General features: G+C 71.5%; 22 protein-coding genes and 1 pseudogene. 6 read left to right on the forward strand and 17 right to left on the reverse strand.

Features of this window, described 5'->3' with window-relative positions:
- Positions 1-31: 31 nt before the first annotated feature.
- The 3 genes from ABZ725_RS44325 to ABZ725_RS44335 are packed head-to-tail and all read right to left on the reverse strand — an operon-like array spanning position 32 to position 3,092.
- The gene (locus ABZ725_RS44325; RefSeq protein WP_358808033.1) at positions 32-1,054 is read right to left on the reverse strand and encodes an ABC transporter permease; all 1,023 of its coding nucleotides are present in this window, start codon (positions 1,052-1,054) and stop codon (positions 32-34) included.
- Positions 1,051-2,538, reverse strand: a complete 1,488-nt coding sequence (locus ABZ725_RS44330) for a sugar ABC transporter ATP-binding protein (RefSeq protein WP_358808034.1) — start codon at positions 2,536-2,538, stop codon at positions 1,051-1,053. Before ABZ725_RS44330 ends, ABZ725_RS44325 begins: the two co-directional genes overlap by 4 nt.
- Complete coding sequence (locus ABZ725_RS44335) at positions 2,535-3,092, reverse strand: carboxymuconolactone decarboxylase family protein (RefSeq protein ID WP_358808059.1); 558 nt, start codon at positions 3,090-3,092, stop codon at positions 2,535-2,537. Before ABZ725_RS44335 ends, ABZ725_RS44330 begins: the two co-directional genes overlap by 4 nt.
- A gap of 203 nt (positions 3,093-3,295) precedes the next feature.
- On the opposite strand from ABZ725_RS44335, the gene ABZ725_RS44340 reads away from it, so the two are divergent.
- Complete coding sequence (locus tag ABZ725_RS44340) at positions 3,296-3,709, forward strand: cupin domain-containing protein (RefSeq protein WP_351917877.1); 414 nt, start codon at positions 3,296-3,298, stop codon at positions 3,707-3,709.
- 27 nt (positions 3,710-3,736) lie between these two features.
- Here ABZ725_RS44340 and ABZ725_RS44345 read toward each other — a convergent pair whose 3' ends face one another.
- The 9 genes from ABZ725_RS44345 to ABZ725_RS44385 all read right to left on the reverse strand — a co-directional run bounded on the left by ABZ725_RS44345 (position 3,737) and on the right by ABZ725_RS44385 (position 12,280).
- The gene (locus ABZ725_RS44345; RefSeq protein ID WP_358808035.1) at positions 3,737-4,525 is read right to left on the reverse strand and encodes an alpha/beta hydrolase; all 789 of its coding nucleotides are present in this window, start codon (positions 4,523-4,525) and stop codon (positions 3,737-3,739) included.
- Positions 4,526-4,749: 224 nt separating this feature from the next.
- Positions 4,750-6,075, reverse strand: a complete 1,326-nt coding sequence (locus tag ABZ725_RS44350) for an aromatic acid/H+ symport family MFS transporter (protein WP_358808036.1) — start codon at positions 6,073-6,075, stop codon at positions 4,750-4,752.
- A gap of 144 nt (positions 6,076-6,219) precedes the next feature.
- Positions 6,220-7,170, reverse strand: a complete 951-nt coding sequence (locus tag ABZ725_RS44355; RefSeq protein ID WP_358808037.1) for a VOC family protein — start codon at positions 7,168-7,170, stop codon at positions 6,220-6,222.
- Positions 7,167-8,297: a 4-oxalomesaconate tautomerase gene (locus ABZ725_RS44360; RefSeq protein WP_358808038.1), complete on the reverse strand. Its 1,131-nt coding sequence runs from the start codon at positions 8,295-8,297 to the stop codon at positions 7,167-7,169. Before ABZ725_RS44360 ends, ABZ725_RS44355 begins: the two co-directional genes overlap by 4 nt.
- Positions 8,294-8,998: a 4-carboxy-4-hydroxy-2-oxoadipate aldolase/oxaloacetate decarboxylase gene (locus ABZ725_RS44365; RefSeq protein ID WP_358808039.1), complete on the reverse strand. Its 705-nt coding sequence runs from the start codon at positions 8,996-8,998 to the stop codon at positions 8,294-8,296. Before ABZ725_RS44365 ends, ABZ725_RS44360 begins: the two co-directional genes overlap by 4 nt.
- A complete protein-coding gene (locus ABZ725_RS44370; RefSeq protein WP_358808040.1) occupies positions 8,995-9,759 on the reverse strand; it encodes a PIG-L deacetylase family protein in 765 nt (254 codons plus the stop codon). Before ABZ725_RS44370 ends, ABZ725_RS44365 begins: the two co-directional genes overlap by 4 nt.
- Before the next feature lie 49 nt (positions 9,760-9,808).
- Entirely contained in the window at positions 9,809-10,459 is a 651-nt protein-coding gene (locus ABZ725_RS44375) for a GntR family transcriptional regulator (protein WP_351917863.1), read from the reverse strand.
- A gap of 190 nt (positions 10,460-10,649) precedes the next feature.
- Complete coding sequence (locus ABZ725_RS44380; protein ID WP_358808041.1) at positions 10,650-11,207, reverse strand: hypothetical protein; 558 nt, start codon at positions 11,205-11,207, stop codon at positions 10,650-10,652.
- 68 nt (positions 11,208-11,275) lie between these two features.
- Positions 11,276-12,280: a LacI family DNA-binding transcriptional regulator gene (locus ABZ725_RS44385; RefSeq protein ID WP_358808042.1), complete on the reverse strand. Its 1,005-nt coding sequence runs from the start codon at positions 12,278-12,280 to the stop codon at positions 11,276-11,278.
- Between the two features lie 138 nt (positions 12,281-12,418).
- On the opposite strand from ABZ725_RS44385, the gene ABZ725_RS44390 reads away from it, so the two are divergent.
- Both ABZ725_RS44390 and ABZ725_RS44395 read left to right on the forward strand, forming a co-directional pair.
- A complete protein-coding gene (locus ABZ725_RS44390) occupies positions 12,419-13,627 on the forward strand; it encodes a Gfo/Idh/MocA family oxidoreductase (protein ID WP_358808060.1) in 1,209 nt (402 codons plus the stop codon).
- A 141-nt stretch (positions 13,628-13,768) separates the two neighbouring features.
- Complete coding sequence (locus tag ABZ725_RS44395; RefSeq protein ID WP_358808043.1) at positions 13,769-14,437, forward strand: hypothetical protein; 669 nt, start codon at positions 13,769-13,771, stop codon at positions 14,435-14,437.
- A gap of 41 nt (positions 14,438-14,478) precedes the next feature.
- Here the strand turns inward: ABZ725_RS44395 and ABZ725_RS44400 are convergent, their stop codons facing one another.
- Positions 14,479-15,513 (reverse strand): LacI family DNA-binding transcriptional regulator, encoded by a 1,035-nt coding sequence (locus ABZ725_RS44400; protein ID WP_358808044.1) that lies wholly within the window; start codon positions 15,511-15,513, stop codon positions 14,479-14,481.
- 116 nt (positions 15,514-15,629) lie between these two features.
- On the opposite strand from ABZ725_RS44400, the gene ABZ725_RS44405 reads away from it, so the two are divergent.
- The 3 genes from ABZ725_RS44405 (at position 15,630) to ABZ725_RS44415 (ending at position 18,839) form a co-directional block, all read left to right on the forward strand.
- Positions 15,630-16,802 (forward strand): phytanoyl-CoA dioxygenase family protein, encoded by a 1,173-nt coding sequence (locus ABZ725_RS44405; protein WP_358808045.1) that lies wholly within the window; start codon positions 15,630-15,632, stop codon positions 16,800-16,802.
- Between the two features lie 13 nt (positions 16,803-16,815).
- Positions 16,816-17,592, forward strand: coding sequence for an SDR family oxidoreductase (locus tag ABZ725_RS44410; RefSeq protein ID WP_358808046.1), 777 nt, complete (start codon positions 16,816-16,818; stop codon positions 17,590-17,592).
- A 242-nt stretch (positions 17,593-17,834) separates the two neighbouring features.
- Positions 17,835-18,839: a Gfo/Idh/MocA family oxidoreductase gene (locus ABZ725_RS44415; RefSeq protein WP_358808047.1), complete on the forward strand. Its 1,005-nt coding sequence runs from the start codon at positions 17,835-17,837 to the stop codon at positions 18,837-18,839.
- 58 nt (positions 18,840-18,897) lie between these two features.
- Here the strand turns inward: ABZ725_RS44415 and ABZ725_RS44420 are convergent, their stop codons facing one another.
- The 4 genes and pseudogenes from ABZ725_RS44420 to ABZ725_RS44435 all read right to left on the reverse strand — a co-directional run.
- A complete protein-coding gene (locus ABZ725_RS44420; protein WP_358808048.1) occupies positions 18,898-19,077 on the reverse strand; it encodes a hypothetical protein in 180 nt (59 codons plus the stop codon).
- Between the two features lie 51 nt (positions 19,078-19,128).
- Positions 19,129-20,382 (reverse strand): serine hydrolase domain-containing protein, encoded by a 1,254-nt coding sequence (locus tag ABZ725_RS44425; RefSeq protein WP_358808049.1) that lies wholly within the window; start codon positions 20,380-20,382, stop codon positions 19,129-19,131.
- Positions 20,383-20,551: 169 nt separating this feature from the next.
- On the reverse strand, positions 20,552-21,454 hold the full coding sequence (locus ABZ725_RS44430) for a sugar phosphate isomerase/epimerase (protein ID WP_358808050.1): 903 nt from the start codon (positions 21,452-21,454) through the stop codon (positions 20,552-20,554).
- A 1-nt stretch (position 21,455) separates the two neighbouring features.
- Positions 21,456-21,614, reverse strand: a pseudogene (locus ABZ725_RS44435) (sugar ABC transporter ATP-binding protein); the annotation flags it as partial.

A 21,614-nucleotide genomic window follows, 5' to 3' on the forward strand; every position in this document is an offset into this window, starting at 1 on the left:
GCAGGCAGGCAGACAGGAACGGGCGGGACGGTCAGTGGCGGGCGGAGCCCGAGCGGGCCTTGTGCATCTCGTTGGCGACGGCCGCGACGAGCAGCACGGCGCCGACGGAGACCGGCTGGTAGTTGCTGGAGAAGTCCAGGAGGTTCAGGGCGTTGGCCACCACGCCGAGCAGCACCAGGCCGAGGGCGGTGCCGATGACGGTGCCGTGTCCGCCGGCCAGCGAGGTGCCGCCGATGACGACCGCCGCGACCACCGCCAGCTGGAGCGAGAGCCCGGCGGTCCCGCCCGGGCTGGAGGAGCCGAGCCGGGACAGCAGCATCAGACCGGCGAGGCCGGAGAGGGTGCCGGTGAGGCCGTACAGGGTGAGCTTGCGGGCGGTGACGTCGATGCCGCTGAGGCGGGCCACGTGCTCGTTGCCGCCGATCGCGAAGGCGTCCCGGCCGAACACCGTGAACCGCATGACCAGCGCCGTCACGACCAGCACCAGCACGGCGACGACGAGCAGATACGGCACCCCGAGCACCTTGTCGTTGCCGAGCGCGAACATCCGGGTGCCGATGGAGACGGTGTTGCCGTCGTGCACCAGGAGCGCGACCCCGTCGAGCAGGGTGGCCGAGGCCAGCGTCACGACGAACGGCGCCACGCTGGTGAACGTCACCACCAGCCCGTTGACGAGTCCGATGGCGGTGCCGAGCACCAGCGCGACGACGACGGCGTACACGGTCGGCCGGCCGTCGGCGAGCAGTTTCGCCGAGACGGCGGCCGTGACGGCGACGTTGCTGCCCATGGAGAAGTCCATGCCGCCCGCGGTCATCAACAGCGTGAGTCCCGCGGCGAGTACGGCGTTGACGCTGACCTGGCTGAGGATGTTGACGATGTTGCGGTCGGTGGCGAACGTCTCGCTCTGCACGGCGGTGAACACCACGACGAGGACGAGGACGGCGATCAGACCGGCATGCGGCAGATCGCGCAACCTGCCCAGGGAGAAACGGGAGTCGGCCGTCTCGCTCCGTTCGGAGACGCCGGGCGCACGGCGAAGTGTCTTGACGCTCACTGCGGTTGTCCTCCGAGAGCCGTGGCGACGAGTTCGTCGCGGGTGATGGCGGTGATGTCGTGCTCCGCGACCGTGCGGCCGGCGCTCACGACGAGGACCCGGTCGGCCAGCCGCATGACCTCCTCGGCGGAGGAGGAGGCCAGCAGTACGGCCACGCCCCGCGAGGCGAGGTCGTCGACGAGGGTGTGGATGTCGGACATGGCCGCGATGTCCACGCCGTTGGTGGGGTCCTCCAGGAAGCACGCGGCGGGCGAGGTCTCCAGCCACTTGCCGAGCAGCACCTTCTGCTGGTTGCCGCCCGACAGCACGCTCACCGGCGGGTTCCCGGCCAGCGCCTTGACCCCGTAGCGGAGCCGGGGCGGCGCGGCGCGGCGGGCGAGTTCGCCCCGGCGGTGCAGGCGGCGGCGGGCGAGCCGGTCGTCGGCGAGCATCAGGTTCTCGTCCAGGGACAGGCCCGGGACCAGGCCCAGGGCGCGGCGGTCGCCGGTGACGCAGCGCAGGCCGCTGCCGAGCGAGGCCGCCACCTTGCCGAACGGCACGGAGCGACCGTCGACGTGCAGGTCGCCGCAGTCCGGCCGCCGCCGCCCGGACAACAGGTCGAACAGCCAAGACTGGGCGTCCCCGGCAGGCCCGAGGACGGCGACGATCTCGCCCCTGCGCACCTCCACGGTGAAGTCGCGGACGGCCCGGCCGTCGCTCAACCCCCTTACGGCGAGGCCGACTTCCGGCTTCGGCGCGGGGCGCTCGGGCCGCGTGGAGACGACGTCCCGGCCGACCATGGCGCGCACGAGTCCCGCGTGGTCCAGCTCGGCGGCGGGCGCACTCGTCACCACGGCCCCGTCCCGCAGGACGGTGAGCCGGTCGGCGACGGCCATCACCTCGTCGATGTAGTGCGAGATGTAGACGACGGCGACGCCCTCGTCCCGCAGGGTGCGCACCAGGGCCCGGATCTGGTCGGCGTCCTTGGCGCTCAGGCATGCGGTCGGCTCGTCCAGGATCAGGATCCGGCCGCCGCGGCGGACCTCGCGGGCCACCTCGACCATGGTCTGCTCGGCGACGGTGAGCGAACCGGCGGCGCGCTCCACGTCGATGACGATGCCGAGGGCGGCGAGGGCCCGCCCGGCCTCCTCCTCGACGGCCTTCCAGCGCACGGCGCGAGCCCGCGTGGGCAGATCGCCGAGCAGGACGTTCTCGGCCACGCTGAGGCCCATGGCCAGCTCACGGCGCTGCGGCACGGACGAGATGCCCAGCCTGCGCGCCCGGCGCACGCTCAGCCCGTGCTGCTCCTGCCCGTCGACCTCGATCGTGCCGCCGTCGGCCCGGTGGACGCCGGACAGCACCTGCACGAGGGTCGACTTGCCGGCGCCGTTCATGCCCATCAGGGCGTGGATCTCACCGGGGTACAGGTCGAGGTCGACGCCTTTCAGTGCGGCCGCCCCGCCGAAGCTCTTGGTGACGCCCCGGACGCGCAGAACGGCCGTCATGCCCGGTCGCCGTCGGGGGCGAGACGTCCGTAGCCGCGGATGTCGGGGAAGGGGGGCTCCTTGTCGGCCTGGAGGTCCACCTGGAAGGTGTTCAGGCACATGCCGAGCATGGTGAAGTTGCCGAGCGCGCCGATGGCGTCCACCAGGCCCTTGGAGCCGAAGTGCGCGTGGGCCGCGGCGAAGGTCTCGTCGGTGACGAAGTGCTCCTCGAGGACCTCCCGGCAGAACCGGTAGAAGGCCTGGTCCGCCTCGTCGTCGAAGACCGCCTCGCGCTTCTCGGCGATGGCCTGCACCGCGGCCTCCGGGATGCCGGCCTCGATCGCCTGGTGCACATGCGCGTTCCAGGAGTACTGCGCGTCCCAGTTGCGGGCGGCCATCAGCAGGGTCAGCTCGCGCAGGTGCTTCGGGAGGCTGCAGTCGAAACGGGCGAACGCGCCGAGCGACTCGGCCCGTTCGCACATCTGAGGGCTGTGCAGCCAGACCCGGAAGGGACCGCGCACCGCGCCACGGCGGCCGGCGATCCGTGCGGCCAGCTCCTGCTGCCGCGCGTCCATGTCGTCTTCGCTGAGAACGGGGAGCCTCATCGGGCCGATACCTGCCTTTTCTTTCCGGCGCATTACGGGCACGGGTCGTGAAGCCGTGCGGTGCCAGGTGAAGGTACAGCCGTGCCCGAGAAGCTCACCCACCTCGGAGCGCAACGTAAAACTGCACGCCGGAGGCCCCCCATTCGGCGAGCGGCGACCTAACGTCGTCCGGCATGACCACCATCATCAAAGCCGCGTCGGTCCCGCTGCTGAACCGTGGCGGAGCGGTGTCGTCGACCCCGCTCGTCACCACGTCCTCGGCGAACGGCGAGAACCGGATCACCAGTGGGATGAGCGTCTATCCCGTCGGCTCCGGCGCCCCTCTGCACTCGCACAACTGCGACGAGCACGTGACGATCCTCGAGGGCGAGGCGGAGGTGTGGGTCGACGGCGAGGTGACGAAGCTGGAGCGCTTCGACACCACGTACGTCCCCTCCCCGATCCCCCACCTGTTCCGCAACATCGGCGACGTCCCGCTGCGGATCCTGTGGGTGTACTCGTCCGGTCATGTGACGCGCACGTTCACCGAGACCGGCCGGACGGTGGAACACCTGTCGGCGGAGGACCAGATGGGCTCGGACGACTGACGCGGCTGAGGCGGCTGGGGACGGCTTTCAGCGCACCGACGCCGTGGCCGCCTCCGCGATGACCTCGGCGATCGCGGCCGGCTGGTCGACGAGGAGGAGATGCCCCGCGTCGGACACGGTCACCATGCGGACGCCCGGGCAGGCTTCGAGGCCGTGCCGCTCGGCGTCGGTCAGCCCGATGGCGTCGCGGTCGCCGCGCACCACCCAGGCGGGGACGCCGGCCTCGCACAGCCTCGGGACCAGGGACGGATACCGGTCCAGATACGCGTAGTAACCGCGCACGATCTGGCGGCAGACCGCCGGGTCGTGGCCGCCCATGTCCGCCGCCAGCGCCTCGGCGCGATGCGGCGGCAGTTCGCGTTTCACGGCCCGGGGCAGCAGCGTGAGCAGGGCCTTCCAAGCCACAGCGCCGAGCACCGGCACTCTGCCCAGGCTGTTCAGGACCGTCAGGAACCGCTCCTCGTCACCGCGTGAGAAGGTCGGCGACAGCAGCACCAGCGGCCCCTTGAACAGGCCCAGCGCGGCCATCTCGAGCGCCACGTTCGCGCCCAGGCTGTGCCCGACGACCGCGTCGCAGCGGGCCTCGGCGGCGAAGTCCGCCATGAGCCGGGCGTAGCTCTCCATGGAGACGTTCGCGGGCGCCTCGGTCCGCCCGAACCCCGGCTGGGTCGCCGCGACCATCCCGAGGCCCGCCACCGCCGGCTCCGCCATGACGTCCGCGTAGAACTCGGTCGTGCACAGCGCCCCCGGAATCATCAGCACCCGGTGCGAGGCGTCCGTCGCCCCCGCCCGCCGCACATCCCAACGCTCACCCATACGACGAGCGTCCCGCGAGACGAGCCCGACCGCACCCCGAGCAGCACCGGGCACCGGACAACACCGGCGACCGCAACCCCCAGGGGCGCGGGGCTGTATCGATGTGCGGCTCCGCCGCGTGGGCGCGACCAGCCCCCACCCACCCGCACCCGACGAACACGCCGGACGCCGGCCTCGCACCCCGTGCGGCGACCGGCGTCCGTCCTCGCCCCCGGTGGGCCGGTTCAGTGAACGCCGACCAGCTCCTCGTCAGCACTGCGCGGAGCCGCCTTCGCGCTGCGCAGCGCGGCGATGCCGATGAAGACCATGGACGACAGGCCGGCGATCGCGAACGCGGTGAACCCCCGGTCGCCGTGGTTCGCGGCGAGCAGCTGGCCGCCTAGCCACGGGCCGAAGACCGCGCCGAAGCGGCCCATGCCGGAGGTCCAGCCGACGGCGGTGGCCCGGTTGTCGGCGTCGGAGCGGATGGAGACCGTCGCGTAGATCATCGTCTGGGCGCTGTTCAGGAACACGCCGGTGAGGAAGACGACGACCATCGTCACGCTCATCGGCATGTGGACGCTGAGCAGGAAGACGCCGGCGGCGGTCAGCGCGAACCAGATCGCCGAGATGCGCGGGGCGCCGAACCGGTCGGCGGCGCGCCCGGCGACCAGCATGCCCACGATGCCGCCGAGGTTGAAGACGACCACGAAGGACAGGGCGGAGCCGAGCTCATAGCCTTCGGCGCGCATCAGGGTGGGCAGCCAGGTGGCGACACCGTAGACGAGGAGGAGACCGCCGAAGGAGGCCAGCCAGTAGAGCAGGGTCTGGGTCCACTCACCGCCGCGGAACAGGTTCTTGAGCGCGTTCCAGCGGTCGGCCGCGCCCTGCTTGGCGGACTTCGCGGCGGGCAGTTCGACGTCGTAGCGGGCGGCCAGCTCGTGGGCCTCGTCGGTGCGGCCCTTGGCGACGAGGAAGCTCAGCGACTCGGGCAGCAGCTTGGCGAGCACCGGGGCGAAGAGCAGCGGCAGCACGCACACCCAGAACGCGGCGCGCCAGCCGGCCGGTTCGATGAGCCACTTGGCGACGTAGGCGGAGAGGATGCCGCCGGCGTGGTGGGCGGTCATCAGCAGGCCGATGACGATGGCGCCGCGGCCGCGCGGTGCGTAGTCGGAGACCATGCTGATCGCGGTGGGGAGCAGCCCGCCGAGGCCGACGCCGGCCAGGGTCCGGCCGAGGCCGAAGACCTCGACGCTGCCCGCCATGGCGCACACGCCGGAGGCCAGCGAGAAGAGGATCACGCAGCCGACCATCAGCTTCTTGCGCCCGATGCGGTCGGCCACGGTGCCCGCGGTCAGGGCGCCGACCAGCATCCCGAAGGTGGCGTAGCTGCCGAGGTCGCCGGCCGTGTCGGGGGTGAGGCCGAAGGTCTTCGTCTCCAGCAGGTGGGGGAGCACCGAGCCGTAGATGAACATGTCGAGGCCGTCGAAGAGGACGGCCAGCCAGCACAGGCCGACGACCAGAAGGGCCAGTCTGCTGCCGCGGGCGGTCAGAGCGGGGGAGGAGGACATCGTTGTTTTCCTCTCGTCCAGGAGGCGTTCCCTGGAGGGGACGTGGTGCGCACACGCTAGGGAGCGGGAACCAAAAGTGTCAACGTTTTTGTCAACAATCTCATCGACCATCGGTTCCCGGGTCCGACACGCGCCGGGAACGGGCTAGCCGACCGGCGGGGTGCCGTGCGTGTGGAAGGACTCGATCGTCTTCAGGCCCCAGGCCTGCCCCTTCTTGCGCTCCTCCTCGGTCCAGGTGACCAGCGGCCAGTCGGGGGCCAGGACGAGGCGCGTGAGCGGGTTGCACAGCTCGATGCGGTTGCCGCCGGGCTCGTAGACGTAGAGGAAGAACGTCTGCTGGATGGCGTGCTTGTGCGGGCCCGTCTCGATGAACACCCCGCTGTCGATGGCGAGGTCGGCCGCCCGCAGGATGTCCTCGCGGGTGTCGGTCGCGAACGCGATGTGGTGCAGCCGCCCGGCGCTGCCGGTCCAGTCCGAGGTGTAGACGACGTCGTACGACTTGTTCGTGTACGTCAGCCAGCGTGCCGCGATCTTCCCGGTGTCGAGCCGGATCTGCTCGGTGGGCCGGGCGCCGAGCACCTGCTGCTGGAACTCGGCGTTGGCGAGCACGTCGGCGGCGAGGAAGTTGACGTGGTCCAGGCGCCGGACCCCCACGCCCCGGTTGGGCTTGGCCTGCGGCTGGTTCTTCAGGGCCGGCTTCAGCTCCTGCGGCGCCCGGTAGTGCTCGCTCTCCCAGTACAGGGCGTGCTCGTGCCCGTCCGGGTCGGCGGTGACGTAGAGCTTGCCGAGGCCGGGTTCGTCCTCGACCCAGTGGCCGGCGCCACCCGCCTCCTCCACCGCCTTGATCCGGCGCTGGAGGGCCTCCTCGCTGGAGGTGCGCAGGGCGAGCCGGCCGAGGCCGGGCTGTGCGCGGGCGGTGAGGACCAGGCTGTGGTGCTCGTAGTCGTCGAAGGTCCGCAGATAGACGGCGTCGCCGTCCTGCCCGTTGACGGTGAGCCCCAGGTAGTCCGTGCAGAAGGCGACGCTGGCCTCCAGGTCCGGGGTGAAGAGCTGGGCGTGGCCGATGTGGGCGATGTCGCCGAGCGGCGGAGTCATCGCTGACCTCCAGAGGAGCGTGGGGACAGAGGGGGCAGGGGAGACAGGGGGGCCGTCTCGGCGGACCTGGGGAAGACCACGCCGTCGAAGATCTTGCGAGCGGTGCGGACCACGGCGGTGCGGCGAGCGCGGGGCAGGCCGTCGGGGGCGGTTCCGAGGCTACTTTCGATGTCCAGGAAGCCGGTGGGATGTTCTATGCGAATTCGGTCACTATCAGTGGATAGTTCCGCGAGCTTCGCGCCCACGCCGCCTTCGATCCGCAGACCGGCGGCGACACCGGCCGCGCCGAGCACCCCGATCGAGGGGTGGCAGCGCACCGGAATGAAGGTGCGGGTGGTGATCGCGCCGCCGTGGCGGGGCGCCGCGAGCAGCGTGAGCTTGGGCACGGTGGCGTCCGAGACGTCGCCGAGGCCCATCAGCCGGCCCGCCGCCAGCCGGATCGCGCGCAGCCGGTCGGCGAGCGCGGCGTCCGCCTCCAGGTCCGCGGGCGACTCGTAGCCCGTGACCTCGAGGTCGGCGGCCCGGGCGAGCACCGTCGGCATGCCGTTGTCCACACAGGTCACTGCCACGCCCTCGATCTCGTCCCGGACGCTGCCGGTGGGCAGCAGCGGGCCCGCGCCCGGCGGGAACTCGATCACCACGGGCGCGGCCGACCCCGGCACGCCCGAGATCTCGGCGCCGCCGGTGTAGTCGACGCGACCGCCCGGGGTCGGGAAGGTCGCCGTCGCGTAGTCGCCGGAGTTGACCATGCGGATACGGACGGCGGTCTCCTGCCGTCCCGGGGCGACGAGTCCGCGCTCGACGGCGAACGGGCCGACGCCGGCGAGGATGTTCCCGCAGTTCTGACGGTCGCTCACCTCGGGCCGGTCGACGGCGACTTGGAGGAAGAGGTAGTCGACGTCGGCGCGCGGGTCGGCCGAGGGCGAGATCACCGCCACCTTGCTGGTGAGCGGGTGCGCGCCGCCCAGGCCATCGATCTGGCGCGGGTCCGGGCTGCCCATCACGCGCAGCAACAGCGCGTCGCGCAGGGCGGGTTCGGCGGGGAGGTCGGCGGCGTGGAAGTAGGCGCCCTTGGAGGTGCCGCCCCGCATCAGCAGACAGGGCACCTCCTCGGGCCCGTGGGTCACGAGGACTCCCCCGCGTACTCGTCGTACGTCCGGTACTCGACGCCCAGCCGCTCGAGGGTCTCCCTCAACCCGTAGCGGTCCAGGCCGAGTTCGCCGTCGAGGAAGGCGGCTCGGGTGCGGGCCTCCTTGGCCTCGCGGGCCTCGGAGGCTTCGACCGTGGCGCGGGCGCGCTCGCGCGGGACGACCACGACGCCGTCGTCGTCGGCGAGGATCACGTCACCGGGGCGGATGACCTGGCCGTCGATGGCGATCGGCACATTGACCGAACCGCCGGTGGCCTTCACCGTGCCCTGCGAGGAGACGGCCCGGGCCCAGGCCGCGAAGCCCATGTCGCGCAGCTCCTGCGTGTCCCGGATGCCCGCGTTGGTGACGACGCCGCGCACCCCGCGCCGCTGGAGCGCGGTCGCGAACAGCTCGCCGAACATGCCGTCGGTGGACGGCGAGGTGGTGGTGACGACCAGGATGTCGCCCTCGCCGCACTGCTCCACGGCCGCGTGGATCATGAGGTTGTCGCCGGGCCAGCTGAGCACGGTCACGGCGGTGCCGGCGACCCGTACGCCCTGCTGGACGGGGCGGACTCCCGGTCCCAGCAGCCCGGTTCGGCCCATCGCCTCGCTCACGGTGGCCACCCCGAAGCCGGCCAGCGCATCGACGTCCTCGGCCGCCGCCCTGGGCGGGTCGGTGACGATGACCCCGCTCATGCCAGCTCCTGCGCGATCTGCGGGAAGGGCCGCATGTACGCCTCGGCCATGGTGGTGTGCGCAAGTCCCAGGTTCGGACCGGCGTTGCGCTTGAGCTGGACGCCCCGGCGGACGGCGAGGTCGGTGTAGTAGGCCCACAGGTGCTGCTGGGCGCCCAGGCACTCCATGGCCTTGCGCTTGGCGTCCCACACCTCGGTGATGTCGAGCAGCACCTCGGGCCGGAAGCCGCTCATCTCCGGCTGGTGCGGCTCGAAGTAGAAGACCGGCGGCGCGCCGATGATCTCGCCCTCGCCCGGATAGCCGATGGCCTGGGCGAGGATGCGGGCCTCCAGCGCCATCCGGTTGGCGGCCGGGTGGTCGCCGTTGTACGGGTCCTCGGTGGGGTGGGTCAGGACGACGTCCGGCTGGGTCTCCCGGTATACGGCGACGAGCCGGTCGGTCAGCTCGGCGCCGGCCACGAGCGGGTAGTCGCCGGCGTCGAAGAAACGGACCTCGGCGCCCAGGGCGGCGGCGGCGCGCTCGGCCTCGTCCCGGCGTATCGCCTTGATCTCGTCGAGCTTCTTGCCCTCGCGCCACGCCTTGGCGGACTCGCCGCGCTCACCGAAGGTCAGACAGGCGATGGTGACCTTCTCACCGCGGGAGGCGGCCAGGGCGATGGCGCCGCCCGCCCGCCACACGAAGTCCCCGGCATGCGCGGTGACGACGAGGGTCGATCGTGATGTCGATCGGGGTGGGGAGGCGGGCGCGTTGGCCTGGGTCATTCTCGGATCTCCTTGGTGACAGGTGGGCGCCCGCCCCGCGCAGCCGTGATCAGTCGCGCAACGCCTCGATCACGCTGGTGAGGTGGGCTCGGACGGCCGTCTCGGCCGCCTGTGGGTCTCTGGCCCGGATCGCTTCGATCATGGTCAGGTGCTCGTTCAGGGATTGCTGCGGCCGACCCGGCCTCAGCGCCAACTGGAAGCGGTGGCGCACCAGTTGGGCGTTCAGCCGCTCCAGCAGCTCCTGCGCGGTCTGCTGTCCGGAGAACTCCCGGATGCGGACGTGCAGTTCATGGTTGAGGTCGGAGTAGGTGACCGGCTCTCCGTCGGCGACGGCCTTGGTCATGGCCGTGCCGAGATCGGTCAGCTCGATCAACTGGTCGTCGCTGGCCAGTGCGGCGGCCTTCGCCGCGCACAGCCCTTCGAGGACCATCCGGCACTCGGTGATGGCGACCGCTTCGTCCACGGTCACCACCCGCACCCGCGAGCCGCGGTTGCGGATCCGTTCGACGAGCCCCTGGGACTCCAGATCGATCAGCGCCGCGCGGATACTGGCCCGCGTCACACCGAACTGCTCGGCGAGCTCCTGCTCCACCAGCCGCTGCGCCGGTGCCATCTCGCCGTGCAGGATCGCCTGCCGCAGCTGCGCGAGCGCGTGCTGCTTGGCCTGCTCCCCGGTGCTCGGACGGGCTTCTTTCGGCATGGGTGCCCTCCCTGAGTGAGTGCGTGTCGAACCTAAATCTAGCCAAACAAGATTGTCAACAATTTTGTCTGAGGTATTAGGGACACAGATGACTGCCGTGCACGAACTCGCTGCTCGACGATCGCGTCACCCGATGACCGCGTCACCCGACACCGGAGTCACTTGATGACGGCGTCGCTCGACGCCGGCGTCACTTGATGACGGCGTTCGCGACGACCACGATCACGCCGAGCAGCGCGTCCACCGCACCGATCAGTATCGCGACCGCCCACGGGCGGTGCGCCCAGCGGGCCGTGACCAGGCCCAGGGTGAACAGCAGGCCGATGTTCAGCGCGAACGCCGGGTACTCCACCCCGTTCGCCGGCCACCAGCCCCAGCCCGCGCCCGCGAGCACCGCGACGGTCGGCAGCACGGCCGCGACCAGCGGCCACTCCAGCGCGAGGGTGCGCCACGCGTCCCCGCGGCGGTGCGGGGCGCGCTCGGCGATGTAGTGGGCGTAGCCGTGCGCGAGCGCGGAGGCCAGGGCGGTCACCAGCAGCCAGACGGCGTCGTAGCGACGGCTGCCGCGCGAGGCGTGCCCGTACGTGCTGAGGGCGGCCACCATCGAGCTCGCCAGGACCGCGCCGTAGACACCGCCGAAGAGGAGAGCCTCACGGGTGTCGTGCGGGTGCGGCTCGGGCGAGTGCGGCTCATATGGGTGCGGCTCGTGCGGGTGCGCTCCGTCCGCCGCCGCGGTCTCATCCGCCATGCGCTCCACGATCGCCCGGTCCCGGGCGGCTCGCCAGGCGGACGAGCACGAGCGGACGAGGTGCGCGCTCAGTCCGTGCGAGGCGGTCCCGTCGTCCCCCGCACCTCGAGGGTCGGCGCCGCCAGGTGCACCCGTCCCGTTCCCCCGGGCCGTTCGAGACGGTCGAGGAGGCAGCGGGCGGCCCGGCGGCCGACCTCACGGCCGGCGCCGTCGACGGTCGTGAGCCACAGATGGCGCAGCCGGGAGATGCTGGTGTTGTCGTAGCCGACCACGGACAGGTCGCGCGGCACCCGCAGGCCCAGTTCCTCGGCCGCCGACAGCACCCCCACCGCCGTCATGTCGTTGACGGCGAACACGGCCGTGGGCCGGTCGGCGCGGGCCAGCAGCCGCACCGTCGCCCGGTAGCCGCCCTCCTCGGTCATGTCCCCCGCCTCGACCAGCGCCCCCTCGGCCGGCCCCGACGCCCGCATCGTGGCCTCGAAGCCGCGTCGGCGCAGGTCGGCCACGGCGCCGTACCCCGCGAGGTGGGCGATCCGGCGGTGCCCGAGTCCGACGAGGTGCTCGGTGACCAGACGGGCGCCGTGCTCGTCGTCGTTCGCGACCAGGTCGACCCCGGCCGGCACCGGCTCCCGGGCCCCGGCGACCACCACCGGCATCCGGGCGGCGACCGCCTCCAGGGCCGCCGGGTCGGGCAGGGTGCCGACCACGACCAGCCCGTCCGCCCCCAGCTCCAGGAAGGGCCCGGCCGGGTCCTGGCCGACGTGCCGGTTCAGCCGGGCGTCGGCGAGCAGCATGTGCAGGCCGCCGGCGTGCAGCAGGGAGTTGAGGCCGTCCAGGAGATCGACGTACCAGGGGTTGCGCAGGTCGTGCAGCAGGACGCCGATCGTGCGGGTGCGCTGCTCGCTGAGGCTGCGCGCCGCCGCGTTGGGCCGATAGCCCAGTTCGCGCACAGCGTGCAGGACGGCCTCCCGCTTCTCGGCGCGCACCTGGTCGGAGCCGCGGAGCACGAGGGAGACCAGCGACTTGGACACTCCGGCCCGCTCGGCGACGTCACGGATGGTCGGCGGTCTCATGCAGTGGACCGTTCCATGCGAGCCTGGGCTTGTCAAAGGGCGCCGGGAAGCCTTGACATCCTCGGGAAACCGCCCGCAGGGTGGCCTGGACAGAAAATGGACCGGTCCAAAGAGGGGCTGTCAGTCATGGGCGAGTCGATGGATGCGGTGGATTCGGTGAATGCGGTGGATTCGGTGAATGCGGTGGATTCGGTGGATTCGCTCGGGGTCGCCGTCGTGGGGTTCGGCTGGATGGGGCGGGTGCACTCCCAGGCGTACGCCCGCGTCCGGCACCACTATCCGCAGCTCGCCCTGCGCCCCCGGCTCGTGACCGTCGCCGAGGAGGTGCCCGGCCGGGCGGAGGAGGCTGCGGACCAGTTCGGCTTCACGGCCACCACCCGGGACTGGCGCGAGGTCGTCGCCGATCCGCGCGTGCGGGCCGTCAGCATCACCGCGCCGAACTTCCTGCACCGTGAGATCGGCGTCGCGATGGCCGAGGCCGGCAAGCACATCTGGATCGAGAAGCCGGTGGGCCTGACTCCCGAGGACGCCCGGGCGGTCGCGGACGCGGTGGCCAAGGCCGGCGTCCAGGGCACGGTCGGCTTCAACTACCGCAACGCGCCCGCCGTCGAGACGGCCCGCGATCTGATCGCCTCCGGCGAGCTCGGCACGGTCACCCATGTCCGTGTCCGCCTCTTCAGCGACTACGCGGCCCACCCGGACGGCGCCCTGACCTGGCGCTACGAGCGCGAGCGGGGCGGCAGCGGAGTGCTCGGCGACCTGGCCTCGCACGGCGCCGACCTGGCCCGCTTCCTCCTCGGCGACATCGCCTCGCTGACGGCCGACACGGCGGTCTTCGTCCCCGAGCGGGCCCGCCCGACAGGAGCGACGGCGGGCCACAGCCGCGCGGCCGGCGGCGAGCTCGGCCCGGTCGAGAACGAGGACTACGTCAACTGTCTGCTGCGCTTCGCCTCCGGCGCGCGGGGCGTGCTGGAGGCCTGCCGGGTCTCGGTCGGCGAGCAGAACAACTACGGCTTCGAGGTGCACGGCACCAAGGGCGCGGTGTTCTGGGACTTCCGGCGGATGAACGAGCTCGGCGTCAGCCGCGGCACGACGTACCAGGACCAGCCGGTCAGCACGGTGTACGTGGGCCCGGGCGACGGTGAGTTCGGCGCCTTCCAGCCGGGCGCGGCGAACGCCATGGGCTACGACGACCTCAAGGTCGTCGAGGCGTACCGGTTCCTGCGGTCGATCGCCGAGGGCGCCCCGCACGGGGCGACGCTCGCGGACGCGGTGCACAGCGCGACCGTGCTGGAGGCGATGACCCGGTCCGCCCAGAGCCGTTCCTGGGTGGACGTGCACCCGTAGGGGTGACGGTAGGACCACCCCCGTTCCGGTTCTCAGGCCCAGGGACCGCGCGCCCCGAAGACGGCAGGCTTCAGGGGTCGGCAAGCACGAACAAGACATGCCGACACCGAATCCGCCGTACCGAGAACTCGGGGGACACCCATGTCCGAAGTCGTGGCCCGGCGCCTGACCGGTCTCGCCGCCGTCGTCGCCGCACTCGCCCTCATCGTCCAGGTACCGCTGTACTTCGTGTACTCGGGCCCGCCGCCGGACGCCAACGCGCTGTCCCGGCTGCTCATCGGGATCGTCGCGCTGGCGTCGGTGGTCGTGTTCGTGACGGCGTTCCGGGACCTGGTCGAGCGGGTCGGCCCCGCCCATCGGTGGGTCGGCTCGCTCGCCTTCTCCACCGGCCTCGTCTACGCGGTCGTCACCCTGGTCTCGATGGGCCTGGAGGCGGGTGCGGTCATCGACGCCGACCACCCGATCGACCCGACGATCGACGTCAGCGGCACCTACATCCTGTACGGGTCGATCTCGCGCCTGATGCTGGCGCTGTTCCTGACCGCCTTCGGGTACGCCGTCTCGCGCACCCGGCTGCTGCCGCCCTGGACCGCGCGCTCGGCGTACGTCCTGGCCGCGATCAACCTGGCCTTCGTGCCGTCGCTGTTCTTCGGCAACGACCCCGCGTTCTTCTACGCGGCGAACGGCTGGGGCACGACGGCGCTGATGGGGGCCGTCCTCAGCTACTGGCTGCTGGCCGTGGGCGTCTCGACGTACCGCAGCGCGACGCGCACCACCCGGGCAAGCGCCTCACCGGCACTCCGGCCCTGAGAACCGCCGAGCGGCAGCTGCGCCCCAGGAGACGGCCCGCGTCAGCCGGCCGTCGCCCGGGGCGGCATGTTGTACGGAGTGACCACCTGGATCGCCGACGGCAGCCTGGGCCCCGCCGGGGGCAGCGCGCCGTGGGCCCGCATCACGGTGTGGCAGGCCTCGCGCACGTCATGGCGCAGATCGTGATGGAGAACGGCCGACAGCCGGTGCTCGTGCAGCAGCCGGGTGTTGTCGTGGTCGAGGTCGTGCGCGACGAACACGGCGCACTCGCGGCCGAGGTCGGCGAAGGCGCGCAGGGTGGCGATGTTGCCGCCGCCGATGGAGTAGACGGCGCGGATCTGCGGATCCCGTTCCAGCGCGGACCGGACGAGGTCGTACTGGGTGGCGTCCAGGCCCTGCCCCTCGGCGATCTCGACGAGCGCACGCTCGGGATGGCGGGCCCGCATCGCGCTGCGGAAGCCCATCTCGCGCTCCTCCTCGTTGCGGAAGAACCCGCTGCTCAGGCTGGTGAGCACATTCCCGGGGCGGTCGCCGAGCCACTGGCCCATCAGGTAGGCGGCGGTGGCCCCGGCGGCCCGGTCGTCGATGCCGACATAGGCGAGACGGGCGCTGGCGGGCAGGTCCGTGACCAGGGTGACCACGGGGATGCCGGCGGCCACCAGCCGGCCGACGGCGGCGGTGACCTCGGGGACGTCCGGCGCCTTCAGGATCACCCCCTGGGAGCCGCGCCGGGCGATCCGGTCCAGGATCGCGATCAGCTCCGGAACCGGTCCGGTCTCCCGGAAGTGGAACCGGGAGCGCAGCACGGCCGGGTGCAGAGACGGCAGCTCGGCCTCCAGAGCGGACCGGACGGCGGTGGTGAACCGTTCCGGCGCCTGCATCACTATGTCGATCATGAAGGTGCGGCCGACGAGTCTGACCTGGGTGCGCTGGCGGTCCAGATCGGCGATGGCCCGCCGCACCTCCTGCGCGGTGGACTCGCGCACCCCTCCCCTGCCGTTGAGCACCCGGTCGACGGTGGCCTCGCTCAGACCGGCCTGACGTGCGATCTCACGGAGGGGGAAGGGATGGCCCACGGCAGGCTCCTCGGAGGTCTTTGAGGGGTTTTTGACGGCCCTCTGCCGGTTGTTCGACGGGTTTGTAATGACAAGAATGGCAGGGCTGAGCCGCCATTGTCATCGAAGGGACGCCGATGTCCTTCACCTCCGTGCACGGTCACGCCTGGCTGACCGAGCAGGACTGCGATCTCGACGTGTTCCGCTCGCTCGTCGAGCGCACGACCGACCTCGCCGACTTCCCACACGCCACGACGGTGGAGGGAAACGTCCTCGTCTACGACAGCGGGCGCCTGCGCACCGCTGCCGCCGGGACGAGCCGTGAGCTGCGCGCCGAGCTGGTGCGGGCCCTGGCCGACGGTCCCGGGATCGTCGTCTTCCGGGGCGCCTTCCCCGACCCTGCGGTCGTCGACCGGCTCACCGCCGCCTTCGACGCGCTGATCGCCGAGCAGCACGCCTCGGGTGCGACCGCTGGCGACCACTTCGCGAAGCCCGGCGCGAACGACCGTGTCTGGAACGCCCCGGAGAAGGCCGCCCTGTACGACCCGGAGGCGTTCGCCGACTACTACGCCAACGACATCCTCGCGCTGATCTCGCGGGCCTGGCTGGGACCCGGCTACCAGGTGACCTCGCAGGTCAACGTGGTCAACCCGGGTGGCGCGGCGCAGAGCGCACACCGCGACTACCACCTCGGCTTCCTCTCGAACGAGGCGGCCGCCGCCTATCCGGCGCATGTGCACCGCCTCTCCCCCGTGCTCACGCTCCAGGGCGCGGTCGCGCACTGCGACATGCCGGTGGAGTCGGGCCCCACGCTGTACCTGCCGTACTCGCAGACCTACGAGCCGGGCTATCTGGCGTGGCGACTGCCCGAGTTCCAGGCGTACTTCGACGAGCACCACGTCCAGCTGCCGCTCGCCAAGGGCGACGCGGCCTTCTTCAACCCGGCCGTCTTCCACGCCGCGGGCGCCAACCGCACGACCGACGTACGCCGGGCGGCCAACCTGCTCCAGGTGTCCTCGGCCTTCGGGCGCGCGATGGAGACCGTGGACCGGGAGGCGGTGGCGAACGCGGTCTTCCCCGTGCTGCTGAAGCGCCGGGCGGAGGGCGTGGGCGAGGAGTGGCTGGAGCGGGTCGTCGCCGCGAGCGCCGAGGGCTACCCCTTCCCCACCAACCTCGACAGCGACCCGCCGGTGGACGGCCTGGCCCCGCCCTCGCAGGCGGACGTCGTACGGCGGGCGCTGCACGAGCAGTGGACCCCGCAGGCGCTCCGGGACGAACTGCGGGCCGGCGCCGAGCGGCGCATCAGCTGAAAGGATCTTCCACATGGGACTTCTCGACGACAAGGTCGTCCTCGTCAACGGCGGCAGCCAGGGGGTCGGCGCGGCCATCGCGCGGGCCGCGGTGCGCGAGGGCGCCCGCGTAGCCGTCACCGGGCGGCGGCCGGAGCCGGGCGAGGCTCTGGTGAAGGAGCTGACCGCCGACGGCGGCACGGCGCTGTTCGTCCGGGCCGACCTGACGGACGCCGCGCAGACGAAGGCGGCGGTGACCGAGACCGTGGCCGCGTACGGCCGGGTCGACTGCCTGGTCAACTCGGCGGGGCTGACCTCCCGGGGCACGCTCCTGGACACCACCCCGGAGCTGTTCGACCAGCACATCGCGATCAACCTCAAGGCGCCGTTCTTCGCCATGCAGGCGGCGGTCGCCGACATGCTGGCCCGTGAGACGCCCGGCACGATCGTCAACATCATCACCTCCTCGGCGCACGGCGGCCAGCCGTTCCTGGCGCCGTACGTCGCCGCCAAGGCGGGCCTGATCGGCCTGACCCGCAACGCGGCGCACGCCCACCGCTTCGACCGGGTCCGGATCAACGGTCTCAACATCGGCTGGACGGCCACCGAGGGCGAGGACGCGACGCAGAAGGCGTTCCACGGCGCCGGCGACGACTGGCGCGAGCAGGCCGCCGCGAAACTGCCCATGGGCAAGCTCGGCCAGCCGGACGAGATCGCCGACTTCGTGGTCTTCCTCCTGTCCGACCGGTCGGGCGTGGTCACAGGATCAGTGATCGACTGGGACCAGAACGTCCTGGGCGGCCTGGACTGAACGGTCTTCCTTCGAGCCCGTCCGACAATTTGAGCCCGTCCGGCGATTGAGAGCGAAGTCTTCTTTCGAGCCCGTCCGGCGAGTGAGAGCGAAGTCTTCTCTTGAGCCCGTCCGGCGATTGAGGACGAGGTCTTCTTTCAAGCCCGTCCGGCGATTGAGGACGAGCCCGAAGGGCGACGGGGTCCGGGGCGAAGCCCCGGCAACAGACAGCAACCACAACACACAGGAAAGCAGCGGAGCGCATGCGCATCGGAATCCTCGGCCTCGGCCGCATCGGCGCCTTCCACGCCGAGACCCTCTCCGGACTCGACGTCGTCGAGTCGCTCGTCGTGACCGACCCGTTCGCGGAGGCGGCCAAGGCCGCCGCCGAGCGGTTCGGGGCCGAGGTCGTCGACTCGCCCGAGGCCCTGCTGGCCGCCGGCGTGGACGGCATCGTCGTCGCCGCCGCGACCGACGCCCACCCCGCGCTGATCCTGGCCGGTGTCGAGGCCGGCATCCCCGTCTTCTGCGAGAAGCCCGTCGCCAAGACGATGGCCGAGGGCGTCGAGGTCCTCAAGGCCGTCCAGGGCAGCGGAGTGCCCATCCAGATCGGCTACAACCGCCGCTTCGACGCGGGCTTCGTCGCCGCGCGGGCAGCCGTGCAGGCGGGCGAGCTGGGCAAGCTGCACACCGTCCGCTCGACCACGCTGGACCCGGCCCCGCCGCCGGCCGCGTACATCGCCGCCTCCGGGGGCATCTTCCGGGACTGTTCCGTGCACGACTTCGACATCATCCGCTGGGTGACGGGCCGCGAGGTGACCGAGGTGTACGCGGTCGGCGGCAACCGGGGCGCCGAGTACATCAAGGAGGCGGGCGACGCCGACACCACCGGCGCGATCCTGACCCTCGACGACGGCACGATCGCGGTGGTCTCCAACTCCCGCCACAACGCGCGCGGTTACGACGTCCGGATGGAGATCCACGGCTTCACGGACTCGATCGCCGTGGGCCTGGAGGACAAGCTGCCGCTGCGCTCGGTGGAGCCCGGCGTCACCTTCCCCGCGGGTACCCCGCACGACTTCTTCATGGACCGCTTCACGGCCGCCTACCGCGCCGAACTCACCGCGTTCACCGAGGTCGTGGCCGGCACCCGCACCTCGCCCTGCACGGTCGAGGACGCCCTGGAGGCGGGCTGGATCGCGGACGCGTGCACGCTGTCCCTGCACGAGCACCGGCCGGTGACGATCGCGGAGGTGCGGGCCTCCTGAGCCCACGGGAGGGCGACCGGGGCCTCACCGGAGGATCCCCGGCCGCCCGCTCTCGACTTCACAGCCCGTAGCGCACCACGAACTCGTTCGGGTCGTAGGCGTCGCGCGCCGGGTCTCTCGGGGCGGCGGGCCGCTCCTCCACCGTGTCCTCGATGCGCACCCGCTCGGGCAACGCCCCGAACCGGGCCCTGCGCTCGGCCGCCGCGGCGCCGGCCTGCTCCTGCTCTTCTTCCTGCATCTCACGCTCCCCGTCCACTGCTCCGCACACCTTCTCTTCTCTTGAACGTCCTCACCTCGCCGCCGGTTCCGCCGGCAGGTTGAAGATGTGGTCCGGGGAGACGATCGTCGTGATCGCGTCGCCGAACAGGGTGCTGGGCTCCTCGTTCTTGTAGTCGATGTCGGTGTTCAGCACGACGACGAGGGTCGTCCGCGCGGACGGCAGATAGATCGTCAGCGACTCGTAGCCGGGCAGCGAGCCGTTGTGGCCGATCCAGCCCTGCACGTTGAAGATGCCGAGACCGTATCCGGCGCCCGGGATCGTGGTGGGCGGTGTGATCAGCCGCTGCTGCTGGGTGGCGGGGCTGATCATCCGGTCGCCGTCGGGCAGCACGCCCGTGGCCACGGTGCGCGCCCAGATCCGCAGGTCCTCCAGTGTGGAGATCATCGCGCCGGCCGCCCAGCCCCAGGAGGGGTTCCAGTCGGCCGAGTCCTCGACCTTCCCGGTCGCGGTCTGGTTCGTGTAGCCCTGGGAGTGCGGGGTCGGGAACTCGTTGCCGGTCGGGAAGACGGTGTCCTTCAGCCCCACGGGGTCCAGGATGTGCTCCTGGACGTAAGTGTGGAGCTGCTGGCCGCTCATCTTCTCGATGACCAGGCCGAGCAGGATCAGGTTGGTGTTGCAGTAGTAGAACTGCGCACCCGGCTGGAACAGCACGGGGTGCTTGAAGGAGTAGTCGAGCAGCTGCTGCGGGGTGAACGGCCGCTGCGGGTCGGACGTCAGCGCCTTGAAGAAGTCCTCGTCCGCCGAGTAGTTGAACAGCCCGCTGCGCATGCCGGCCGGCTGCCGCAGGGTGATCTTGTCCCCGTTCGGCACGTCGTCGACGTACTCGTCGATGGTGTCGTCGAGGCCGACCTTGCCCTCGTCGACCAGCTGGAGGAGGCCCGTGACGGTGAAGGTCTTGGTCTCGCTGCCGATCCGCATGAACAGATCCGGGTTCATCGCGCGACCGGTGCTCTTGTCGGCGACGCCGAAGGACTTCAGGTACCGGCCCTTGTCGGGCGTCCAGATGCCCACGCTGACGCCGGGGACCTTCGCCTGCTTCATGACCCGCTGGACGGCGTCGTCGACCTGCTGCTGCACGGCGGGGGTGAGTTCCACGACGCCGTCCCCGGAGGAGGACGGCGAGGGCGGTTCGGTGACGGTGGCGACGCCGGCGGCCGAGGACGGCAGTGCCGTCGCGGTCCCGCCCGCGGCCGGGACGGCCAGCGCTACTACCGCGATGGCGACGACTACCCCTCTGCGCAGTCGGAGGTACGGGTGTCTCATGGGCTTGCTCCCCGCTCGAGGAGGTTTGCGCCGCAGGCCACAGCCGCACCAGGGGGCACGCGCCGCATGCGGCCCATCAACCCCCCCCATACGAGCGAGGGCGCGCCGTCGCCTCTCGACGACGGCGCGACGCGCCCGGTGACGAACGCCCGATGACACGCTCCGCGCGTCAGGCCCCGCAGGACCGCAGGAACTTCCGGGTCCGCACCGCGATGGGCAGCGGCCGGTCCGGCTCGCACGGGTACATGTCCTGCTCGACGATCGCGAACAACTCGACGCCCAGGCGCTGCGCCGCGACCAGCACCGGCTCCAACTCCGGCACTCCGGACGGCGGTTCGCACATCACTCCGCGCTGCACGGCGGGGCCGAACGGCACCCCGTCACGCACGACCTCGGCGAGGATCCCCGGGTCGACCTGCTTGAGGTGGAGATAGCCGATGCGTTCGCCGTAGGTCTCGATCAGCTGGACGCTGTCGCCGCCGCAGTAGGCGTAATGACCGGTGTCCAGGCAGAGGTTGACCAGTTCGGTGTCGGTGGAGTCCAGGAAGCGCTCGACGTGGTCCTCGGTGTCGATGTGGGTGTCGGCGTGCGGATGGACGACGAGGTCCAGGCCGTACGTCTCCTTCACCTCGTGACCGAGGCGCTCCATGCCCTTGGTGAGGTGCGCCCACTGCTCGCCCGTCAGCTCCGGCGGCTCGAGGATCTCGGCCGTCTTGTCGTCCCGCCAGAAGGACGGGATGACGACGAGGTGCTTCGCGCCCATCGCCTGGGTGAGCGCGGCCACTTGGCTCACATGCGCCCAGGTGGGCTCCCAGACCGACGGGCCGTGGTGCAGCCCCGTGAAGACCGTGCCCGCGGACACCTTCAGGCTGCGCTTGGCCGCCTCGTCGGTGAGCCGGGCCGGGTCGGTCGGCAGATAGCCGTAGGGGCCGAGCTCGATCCAGGAGTAGCCGGCCTCGGCGACCTCGTCCAGGAAGCGTTCCCAGGGCACCTGTCCGGGATCGTCGGGGAACCACACGCCCCAGGAGTCGGGGGCCGAGCCGACGCGGATGCGGTCGAGCGCGTTCGTCATGTCAGGACTTCCCCTCTGCGGGGGTCGCCACGGGAGCGGTGAGGTCCTTCTCCTCCGGGAGCTCTTCGACGTCGACGCCTCGGACCTGGGCCAACTCGTGCTTGAGGGCGGCGAGTTCGGTGCCGCCGGCCATGTGGTTGGTGAGCTCTTCGAGGCTGAC

Origin of the sequence: Streptomyces sp. NPDC006872 (assembly GCF_040635845.1) — a bacterium.
Classification (GTDB): Bacteria; Actinomycetota; Actinomycetes; order Streptomycetales; family Streptomycetaceae; genus Streptomyces.